The sequence below is a fragment of the Stutzerimonas stutzeri genome (assembly GCF_024448935.1).
GTDB lineage: Bacteria > Pseudomonadota > Gammaproteobacteria > Pseudomonadales > Pseudomonadaceae > Stutzerimonas > Stutzerimonas stutzeri_AO.
In genome coordinates this window covers 1-8,449 of sequence record NZ_JAMOIE010000138.1, presented here as the reverse complement: position 1 = coordinate 8,449, position 8,449 = coordinate 1, and the positions used below count along the sequence as shown (strand labels likewise).

General features: G+C 63.5%; 11 protein-coding genes. 6 read left to right on the top strand and 5 right to left on the bottom strand.

The genetic code is table 11. The features are described from left to right. Positions 1 to 118 precede the first annotated feature (118 nt). On the bottom strand, positions 119 to 553 hold the full coding sequence (gene merR / locus NA637_RS23275) for an Hg(II)-responsive transcriptional regulator (protein ID WP_256074884.1): 435 nt from the start codon (positions 551 to 553) through the stop codon (positions 119 to 121). 71 nt (positions 554 to 624) lie between these two features. On the opposite strand from merR, the gene merT reads away from it, so the two are divergent. The 6 genes from merT to merE are packed head-to-tail and all read left to right on the top strand — an operon-like array spanning position 625 to position 3,772. Next, entirely contained in the window at positions 625 to 975 is a 351-nt protein-coding gene (gene merT, locus NA637_RS23270) for a mercuric ion transporter MerT (RefSeq protein ID WP_001294667.1), read from the top strand. Between the two features lie 15 nt (positions 976 to 990). Beyond that, entirely contained in the window at positions 991 to 1,266 is a 276-nt protein-coding gene (merP, locus tag NA637_RS23265) for a mercury resistance system periplasmic binding protein MerP (protein ID WP_000735441.1), read from the top strand. A 2-nt stretch (positions 1,267 to 1,268) separates the two neighbouring features. Further along, positions 1,269 to 1,514, top strand: a complete 246-nt coding sequence (gene merF / locus NA637_RS23260; RefSeq protein WP_000654684.1) for a mercury resistance system transport protein MerF — start codon at positions 1,269 to 1,271, stop codon at positions 1,512 to 1,514. After that, the gene (merA, locus tag NA637_RS23255) at positions 1,511 to 3,157 is read left to right on the top strand and encodes a mercury(II) reductase (protein WP_256074881.1); all 1,647 of its coding nucleotides are present in this window, start codon (positions 1,511 to 1,513) and stop codon (positions 3,155 to 3,157) included. The genes merF and merA overlap by 4 nt, the downstream gene beginning before the upstream one ends. A 16-nt stretch (positions 3,158 to 3,173) precedes the next feature. Beyond that, complete coding sequence (merD, locus tag NA637_RS23250; RefSeq protein WP_003465059.1) at positions 3,174 to 3,539, top strand: mercury resistance co-regulator MerD; 366 nt, start codon at positions 3,174 to 3,176, stop codon at positions 3,537 to 3,539. Further along, positions 3,536 to 3,772 (top strand): broad-spectrum mercury transporter MerE, encoded by a 237-nt coding sequence (gene merE, locus NA637_RS23245; RefSeq protein WP_001087809.1) that lies wholly within the window; start codon positions 3,536 to 3,538, stop codon positions 3,770 to 3,772. The genes merD and merE overlap by 4 nt, the downstream gene beginning before the upstream one ends. 52 nt (positions 3,773 to 3,824) lie before the next feature. On the opposite strand, the gene NA637_RS23240 is transcribed toward merE, so the two are convergent. From NA637_RS23240 to NA637_RS23225, 4 genes are read right to left on the bottom strand one after another with little or no spacing between them, the layout of a single operon-like run. Continuing rightward, positions 3,825 to 4,439: a recombinase family protein gene (locus NA637_RS23240; RefSeq protein WP_000904941.1), complete on the bottom strand. Its 615-nt coding sequence runs from the start codon at positions 4,437 to 4,439 to the stop codon at positions 3,825 to 3,827. 60 nt (positions 4,440 to 4,499) lie between these two features. After that, complete coding sequence (locus NA637_RS23235; RefSeq protein ID WP_256074879.1) at positions 4,500 to 5,717, bottom strand: TniQ family protein; 1,218 nt, start codon at positions 5,715 to 5,717, stop codon at positions 4,500 to 4,502. Beyond that, positions 5,714 to 6,622: a TniB family NTP-binding protein gene (locus NA637_RS23230; RefSeq protein WP_003465065.1), complete on the bottom strand. Its 909-nt coding sequence runs from the start codon at positions 6,620 to 6,622 to the stop codon at positions 5,714 to 5,716. Before NA637_RS23230 ends, NA637_RS23235 begins: the two co-directional genes overlap by 4 nt. A 2-nt stretch (positions 6,623 to 6,624) precedes the next feature. Further along, positions 6,625 to 8,304, bottom strand: a complete 1,680-nt coding sequence (locus NA637_RS23225; protein ID WP_003465068.1) for a Mu transposase C-terminal domain-containing protein — start codon at positions 8,302 to 8,304, stop codon at positions 6,625 to 6,627. Positions 8,305 to 8,449: the final 145 nt, after the last annotated feature.

Here is an 8,449-nt window from a genome sequence, read left to right as displayed (position 1 = left end):
TGTCACTTTCAGAAGGCGACAGCACGAAATATCAAAAGTCGACCGCACGGTCTTTTCTGACGTTGGAGTCGCCTCAGAAAACGGAAAATAAAGCACGCTAAGGCGTAGTTCCCTCGGGCTACACCGCGTCCGCACTGCGCGGTTCTTTCTTCCCTTGCAGTGACGCAATCAGCGGGCAGGAAACGTTCCCCTTCCGCGCATGGCAGGCGCACACCAAATCAGACAGCACGGCCTCCATGCGCGCCAGGTCAGCCATCCTCTCGCGCACGTCCTTGAGCTTGTGCTCGGCCAGGCTGCTGGCTTCCTCGCAATGGGTGCCATCCTCCAGCCGCAGCAGCTCGGCGATCTCATCCAGGCTGAAGCCCAACCGCTGGGCTGATTTCACGAAGCGCACCCGCGTTAAATCCGTCTCGCCATAGCGGCGAATGCTGCCGTAAGGCTTGTCCGGTTCCGGGAGCAAGCCCTTGCGCTGATAGAACCGGATGGTCTCCACATTGACCCCGGCCGTCCTGGCGAAAACGCCAATGGTCAGGTTCTCCAAATTGTTTTCCATATCGCTTGACTCCGTACATAACTACGGAAGTAAGCTTAAGCTATCCAATTCAGATTCGAAAGGACAAACGTATGTCTGAACCTCAAAACGGGCGCGGCGCGCTCTTCACTGGCGGGCTGGCCGCCATCCTCGCCTCGGCTTGCTGCCTCGGGCCGCTGGTTCTGATCGCCTTGGGGTTCAGCGGCGCTTGGATCGGCAACTTGACGGTGTTGGAACCCTATCGCCCCATCTTTATCGGCGTGGCGCTGGTGGCGTTGTTCTTCGCCTGGCGGCGCATCTACCGGCCGTCAGCCGCCTGCAAACCGGGTGAGGTTTGCGCGATTCCCCAAGTGCGAGCTACTTACAAGCTCATTTTCTGGGGCGTGGCCGTGCTGGTTTTGGTCGCGCTCGGATTTCCCTACGTCGTGCCATTTTTCTATTGATCACAGGAGTTCACCATGAAAAAGCTGCTTTCCGCCCTTGCCCTCGCTGCCGTTGTTGCCCCCGTGTGGGCCGCCACCCAGACCGTTACGCTGTCCGTACCGGGCATGACCTGCTCGGCCTGTCCGATCACTGTCAAGAAGGCGATTTCCAAGGTCGATGGCGTCAGTAAAGTTGACGTGACCTTCGAGACGCGCGAAGCGGTGGTCACCTTCGATGATGCCAAGACCAGCGTGCAGAAACTGACCAAGGCTACCGAGGATGCGGGCTACCCATCATCAGTCAAGAACTGATCATGAAAGACCCGAAGACACTGCTGCGGGTCAGCATCATTGGCACAACCCTCGTGGCGCTGTGTTGCTTCACCCCTGTTCTGGTCATTTTGCTCGGTGTGGTCGGCTTGTCCGCGCTGACCGGCTATCTGGACTATGTGCTGCTGCCTGCGCTGGCGATTTTCATCGGCTTGACCATCTACGCCATCCAACGAAAACGCCAAGCCGATGCCTGCTGCACCCCGAAATTCAATGGAGTAAAAAAATGACCGAAATCACCGTGAATGGCATGACCTGCACATCCTGCGCCACCCATGTCAAAGATGCTTTGGAAAAGATTCCCGGCGTGAATGCCGCTGTGGTGTCCTATCCAGAAAGCCGCGCGCAAGTCATGGCAGACACCGCCGTGAGCCACAACCAACTGCTGGCCGCCATCGCCGCATTGGGTTATCAAGGCTCGATCCGGGTTGGTGATTTCAAAGATGAACCAAAAATCCGTGATGCACTTGAGGGCGCCGGTTTGCATATCGCCATCATTGGCAGCGGCGGGGCCGCGATGGCGGCGGCGCTGAAGGCCGTCGAGCAAGGCGCGACGGTCACGCTGATCGAACGCGGCACCATCGGCGGCACCTGCGTCAATATCGGCTGTGTGCCGTCCAAGATCATGATCCGCGCTGCCCATATTGCCCATCTGCGCCGGGAAAGTCCGTTCGACGGCGGTATTGCGGCAACTGTGCCTGCGATTGACCGCAGCAAACTGCTGGCCCAGCAGCAGGCCCGTGTCGATGAACTGCGGCACGCCAAATACGAAGGCATCCTGGACGGCAATCCAGCCATCACCGTTTTGCACGGTGAAGCGCGTTTCAAGGACGACCAGAGCCTGGTCGTCCGTTTGAACGAGGGTGGCGAGCGCGAGGTAACGTTCGACCGCTGCCTGGTCGCCACCGGTGCCAGTCCGGCCGTGCCGCCGATTCCGGGCCTGAAAGAGTCACCCTACTGGACTTCGACCGAGGCCCTGGTCAGCGACACCATTCCCGAACGCCTAGCCGTGATCGGATCGTCGGTGGTGGCGCTGGAACTGGCGCAAGCCTTCGCCCGGCTGGGCAGCCAGGTCACGATCCTGGCGCGCAGCACACTGTTCTTCCGCGAAGACCCGGCCATCGGTGAGGCCGTCACAGCCGCCTTTCGTGCCGAAGGAATCAAGGTTCTGGAACACACGCAAGCCAGCCAGGTCGCCTATGCGGACGGCGAATTCGTGCTGACCACAGGGCACGGCGAAGTGCGCGCCGACAAGTTGCTGGTCGCTACCGGCCGCACGCCGAACACGCGCAGCTTGGCGCTGGAAGCGGCGGGTGTCGCCGTCAATGCGCAGGGAGCCATCGTCATTGACAAGGGCATGCGCACCAGTACGCCACACATTTATGCCGCAGGAGACTGCACTGACCAGCCGCAATTCGTCTATGTGGCAGCGGCCGCCGGCACCCGTGCGGCCATCAACATGACCGGCGGAGACGCTACGCTCAATCTGACCGCGATGCCGGCGGTGGTGTTCACCGATCCGCAGGTCGCCACTGTGGGCTACAGCGAGGCGGAAGCGCACCACGACGGGATCGAGACCGACAGCCGCCTGCTAACACTGGATAACGTGCCGCGTGCGCTCGCCAACTTCGACACACGCGGCTTTATCAAGCTGGTAATCGAGGAAGGTAGCGGACGACTCATTGGGGTACAGGCAGTGGCCCCGGAAGCGGGCGAGCTGATCCAGACGGCGGTGCTCGCGATCCGTAACCGCATGACCGTACAGGAACTGGCTGACCAGTTGTTCCCCTACCTGACGATGGTCGAGGGGCTGAAGCTCGCGGCGCAGACCTTCACCAAGGATGTCAAACAATTGTCCTGCTGCGCAGGATAAAAAAAGGAGGTTTTCAATGAGCGCCTACACCGTGTCCCGGCTGGCCCTTGATGCCGGGGTGAGCGTGCATATCGTGCGCGACTACCTGCTGCGCGGATTGCTGCGTCCGGTGGCGTGCACCCCGGGCGGCTATGGCCTGTTCGATGATGCCGCCTTGCAACGGCTGTGCTTCGTGCGGGCGGCCTTCGAGGCGGGCATCGGCCTGGACGCGCTGGCGCGGCTGTGCCGGGCGCTGGATGCTGCGGACGGCGATGAAGCGGCCGCGCAGCTTGCCGTTCTGCGCCAGTTCGTCGAGCGTCGGCGCGAAGCGTTGGCCGATCTGGAGGTGCAGTTGGCCACCATGCCGACCGAGCCGGCACAGCACGCGGAGAGTCTGCCATGAACAGCCCCGAGCGCTTGCCGTCCGAGACGCACAAACCGATCACCGGCTACCTGTGGGGCGCGCTGGCCGTGCTCACCTGTCCCTGCCATTTGCCGATTCTCGCCATTGTGCTGGCCGGCACGACGGCCGGCGCGTTCATCGGAGAGTACTGGGGTATCGCAGCCCTCACGCTGACCGGTTTGTTCGTCCTGTCTGTGACACGACTGCTGCGGGCCTTCAAAGATCGATCATGAGCGCTTCCCATTGAGACAAACCACGCTGTCGCTACGTTGCCTCATGCCGGCATCAAATTCGGCTGAGTAGCTTCTCGCCATCTGGACGTAGCTCACCCTTGGGTGAAACATGCCGATACAGGGTCTGCCGCGTGACGCCAAGTTCCTGGCACAGGTCGCCGACCTTGGTCTCTGGCTGACCCATTGCCGCCATCGCCAGCCGCAGCTTGGCGGCGGTCATCTTGAACGGCCGGCCGCCTTTCCGCCCGCGCGCGCGGGCCGAGGCTAGGCCGGCAATCGTGCGCTCCGCGATCAACTCGCGCTCGAACTCGGCCAGGGCGGCGAAGATGCCAAAGACCAGCTTGCCGGCGGCGGTCGTGGTGTCGATGGCCGCGCCGTGCCCGGTTAATACCTTCAAGCCGATGCCGCGCCCAGTCAGGTCGTGCACGGTGTTGATGAGATGTCGCAGGTCGCGTCCGAGCCGATCCAGTTTCCACACGACCAGTGTGTCGCCAGTTCGCAACGCCTTCAGGCAGCTCGTCAAGCCGGGCCGATCCTCGCGCATGCCGGATGCCTGGTCCTCGTAAAGATGTACTGGATCGACCCCGGCGGCAATCAGCGCGTCGCGCTGCAAATCGGTAGCCTGGGAGCCGTCCGCCTTCGATACCCGCATGTAGCCTATCAGCATGTCGTACCTGTCACATATACGTTCGATTATGTGACAGTGTGAGCCAGAAAGTTCTCGCCGTCAAAAACTGTCACTTAACCCGTCATTTAGTCTAAGACCTGCAAACGGCCATTCAGGATCGTAATGTGACAAAAACTCCGGCGGGATGCCCTCCTTGGTGAACGTGGCGCGCAAACGTTCCAGGGATTCGGGGTCGCGTCGCCCGTAGGACGCCAGTGTGAACAGCAAGCGGGCCGTCTCCGGGTTGTGTCGCGCTTCAATGATGGCCTCATCGATGGCCTGGGCTGCTCGTTGCCAGTGGTTGATGGGTTCCGGCTTCGGCACCTTCGCCGGCAGGCCGTTGGTGAAACCAGTGTGCGGCTCCGTCTGAAACAGCGCGGCCTGTTCCCCGCGCGGGATCAGCGCCTTTGACTCGATCAGCGTGATGGCGGTGGCCGCCGCCTCCAGCATCTGCCACTGCACCGCCGGGGCCAGAATCTCGTAGGGACGCCACAGACTCTGCCCGGCGCGCAGCGGATGGCCGCAGCGCTCCCAGACATGGCGGATGCTCGCCGAGCAACTGCCGCAGTGCGAGAGCGGCGTGTTCAGCTCATCAAGCAGGGTGCGCAGCAGCCGGAACCACAAGCCGGCGTGGACACGCCGACGCGGCAGCTCCACAAAACCCGTCGTCAGCGCCTGCCAGGTGCGCCGGTCCATGCAGGCGATTGCGTCATCGGCAGGGCGCGGCGCAGCATCGGCGATTTCCCACTGAAGATACCGGCCGGGCATGCCCCAGTAGGACTCCAGCCAGCAGCCATGCTGCGGGCAGCTCAGCATCAAGGGGAGCTGCCAGACGAGTAGCACAGCTTGATTCGTTGGATCGTTCAGACACTGCGGACACGCCCGGCGAATCGTCTGGCTCGGTAGCCAGGCACGCCAGCGAGTGATGGACCGCACCTTGCGGGTGCGCTTGGGCAGGAGCACCGCGCATTGGAATGTATAGGTTTCCAAGGCTGCTGGTACCGAATCGTCGAGACTGTCGAGCAGCCACGGCACCCAGCCTGCAAGACTCATGCTGCGCAACCGCTCCAGCTCGACGCCACTGCGCTGGCAGAGCGCCGTCAGCAACGACAAGGATGGTGCGGTATCCAGGTCATCAAGTTGGCTGTGACCAAGATCGTGGGCCAGCAGCTCGTGCACGTCCATCTGGTAGCAGGCGGCGACCCGGTTGAGCCATGAGGACAGGGCTTCGCCTTCCTTGGGTGCCGGATGCAGCGGCCAGCGCGGCGCGGACTTCACATCAGTTCCCGCTCGAACTGTCGCCGCCGCTCACTGGGGCCGATGTAGTCGGCCATGCTGAGCGTGCGGTGGTTGATCGCTTCCTCGCCACTCTCCACGGCGGCGACGGCCGCCGCCACCAGCAGATGTGCAAGCTCGCCGATGGTGCCTTCGCTCCGGGTGAGCAGGTAGCGGGCCATGTCCAGCGTGGCAATCGGGGATGGCCGCCGTAGCGGGAGTGACGCCGCGAAGCTGGCCAGCAGCGAGCAGCAGTCCTCATTGGCCTCCCACGGCGGCAGCAGCATCGGCTCGAAGCGGTTTTCCAACTGATCGTCCGAACGGATGGCCAGGTACGCCTCGCGCGTGCCGACCCCGACCAGGGGGATACGCAGCTCGTTGCCGAGGAAGCGCAGCAGGTTGAGGAACTCGCGCCGGTTAACGCTGTTGCCAGCCAGTACATTGTGCAGTTCGTCGATCACCAGCATGCGCACGCCGACCTTGCGCAGCAGGGCCAGCGCCAGTTGCTCCATTTCCGGCAGCCGTGGGCGCGGGCGCAGCGGCGCGCCCATCGCAGCCAGCAGCGCGACATAGAAGCGGATCACCGATGGCTCTGACGGCATCTGCACGACCAGCACCGGGATATGTTCTTGGTCAGCGTCGGTGCCGACCGGGTGCGCCCGCCGGAATTTCTCGACGATCATCGACTTGCCGTTGTTGGTGGGGCCGACCAGCAGCAGGTTTGGCATGCGTTGCTTGTTCGGCCACGCATACAGAGTTTCCAGCCGGTTCAGCGCCTCGACCGCGCGCGGGTAGCCGATCCAGCGGTCGGCGCGAATGCGCTGGATGCGCTCGTCTGCCGGCAGCCTGGCCAAACCCTGTGCCGCTGGCAGCAGGTGGGACAGGTCAATGACGGGATATTCGTCCACGGCTACCACTCCTCGATCTGATCGAACGGTTTGGCCGGCGGCAGGTTGTCTGCCTGCGGGTCAGCCATGTCCACATCCGGCGGTATGGGCTTGGCCGGTGGCTCCGACGTCTTGAGGTGCTGGCGGCGATCAGCGTCGCGCCGCGCCTTGCGCGTGGCCTTCTGGGCGGTGGTCACGATCTCGCGCATCTGCCCGATCATGCGGAACAGCGCCGACTCGTCCACCTGCTCGCGCCCGAGCTGACGCAATTTGGCCAGCGCCTGGCGTTGTTCCCAGAGGGTGACGGCCGGATGGGACAAGGTGCGGTAGTGGATCTCCAGATAGTGCTGACCTTCCGGTTCCAGTACCCAGATGCGGCTGATGTCGCGCGGATCGCGCCGGATCAGGAAGGCGGGCAAGCGCTCGCGCCGGGCAATCCACGGCTTGAGGGCGTCGGCGTAGTAGTGGATGTGGTCGATGACAAAGCCGGTGCGGGTCAGGGTGCGGCGGATCACCGGCAGGAAATCGACCAAAAACGCGGTGGGGCGGGTAACGACGGCCGGGACGCCAACGCGCTCCACGGCCTCGGCCCAGCGCGCGGCCGGCGGCTGGAGCAGGCCGTTGTGCACGGAGCCGTGATAGGTGCCTACCGCCAACGCGAGCCAGCGCTCCAGCTCGCGCAGCGTCAGGGTGGCCATCTTCTCGGAATCGTACTCGCCGCGCTGGCCGGGATTGGAGAAGGTCGTCCCCGGTAATTCGTCGTGGATCATCTGCATCGCCGTGCCGATGATCCGTTCCACGATGCCGCCGTAGTGCGGCTGGCCTGGTGGGCGATAGTCCAGCCGGATGCCATGCTGTTCGCAGCCACGGCGCAGCGCTTCGCTTTTGAACTCGGCCGCGTTGTCCAGATAGAGCAGCCTGGGCTTGCCGCTCATCGGCCAGTCCATTTCCACATTCAGCCCTTCCAGCCAGGGCCGCTTGTCGCAGGCGGCATGCGCGAGGCATAGGCCGACCGAGACGGCGGACGGCGCTTCCAGCGTGACCACCATGCCGAGTACGCAGCGCGTGAACACGTCGATGGCGAGGGTCAAATATGGGCGGCCAATCGGTTGCCGGTCGCGCTCGTCGACCACGATCAGGTCGATGACGGTGTGGTCGATCTGCACCTGTTCCAGCGGCATGGTGACTTCGGGCGGAATGCCACCCGCGCCTTGCAAGGGACGGGCAGCGTCCTGCCCGCCCCGGCTGCGGGCTATTTTCGCCGGGTGTAGTCCGGCAATCCGCTGGGCCACGGTGTTGCGCGCCGGCACCGGCAGCTTCTGGGTTTTGCACGCCTGCGCGACTTCGCGGTGGAACGCCGCCAGGCTGCGTTTCTGCTTGGTCAGGAAGCGCTTTTGCAGCAGCTCGCGGATGATGCGCTCGACCGGTTCCGGCAAGCGCCCCTTGCCTTTGCCGCCGCCGGATCGGCCGGGCGTCAGGTCTGTTACCAGGCCAGTACCCTGCCGGGCGCGACGGATCAGGACATATACCTGTCGCCGGGACAGGCCCAGCGCTTGGGCTGCCTCATCGGCGGCTTCATGCCCGACCACCTCAAGCGCTGCCAGTGGCCCGATGATTTCCGTCCGGTGCCGGGCTTGCGCCCATGCCTCGTCGGGCAGGGTGGCCACGCCTTGCGCGGCAATCGGTGGAGTGTCTGATGTCATGCCCAAACCTCGCTTTGGTGCACACGAGTATTGAGCATAGTCGAGATTGGTGCAGACGACTCCTGATATTGGGCTGTCAGGAGCCGTATGCACACCAGGCGTTACATCCAGTCAGATGGTGCGGTCGTCTTCTGAAAACGACACC

Excerpts from the sequence above, each read along its gene's own strand:
- merR (WP_256074884.1), bottom strand. The coding sequence starts at position 553 with ATGGAAAACAATTTGGAGAACCTGACCATTGGCGTTTTCGCCAGGACG.
- merT (WP_001294667.1), top strand. The coding sequence starts at position 625 with ATGTCTGAACCTCAAAACGGGCGCGGCGCGCTCTTCACTGGCGGGCTG.
- merP (WP_000735441.1), top strand. The coding sequence starts at position 991 with ATGAAAAAGCTGCTTTCCGCCCTTGCCCTCGCTGCCGTTGTTGCCCCC.
- merF (WP_000654684.1), top strand. The coding sequence starts at position 1,269 with ATGAAAGACCCGAAGACACTGCTGCGGGTCAGCATCATTGGCACAACC.
- merA (WP_256074881.1), top strand. The coding sequence starts at position 1,511 with ATGACCGAAATCACCGTGAATGGCATGACCTGCACATCCTGCGCCACC.
- merD (WP_003465059.1), top strand. The coding sequence starts at position 3,174 with ATGAGCGCCTACACCGTGTCCCGGCTGGCCCTTGATGCCGGGGTGAGC.
- merE (WP_001087809.1), top strand. The coding sequence starts at position 3,536 with ATGAACAGCCCCGAGCGCTTGCCGTCCGAGACGCACAAACCGATCACC.
- NA637_RS23240 (WP_000904941.1), bottom strand. The coding sequence starts at position 4,439 with ATGCTGATAGGCTACATGCGGGTATCGAAGGCGGACGGCTCCCAGGCT.
- NA637_RS23225 (WP_003465068.1), bottom strand. The coding sequence starts at position 8,304 with ATGACATCAGACACTCCACCGATTGCCGCGCAAGGCGTGGCCACCCTG.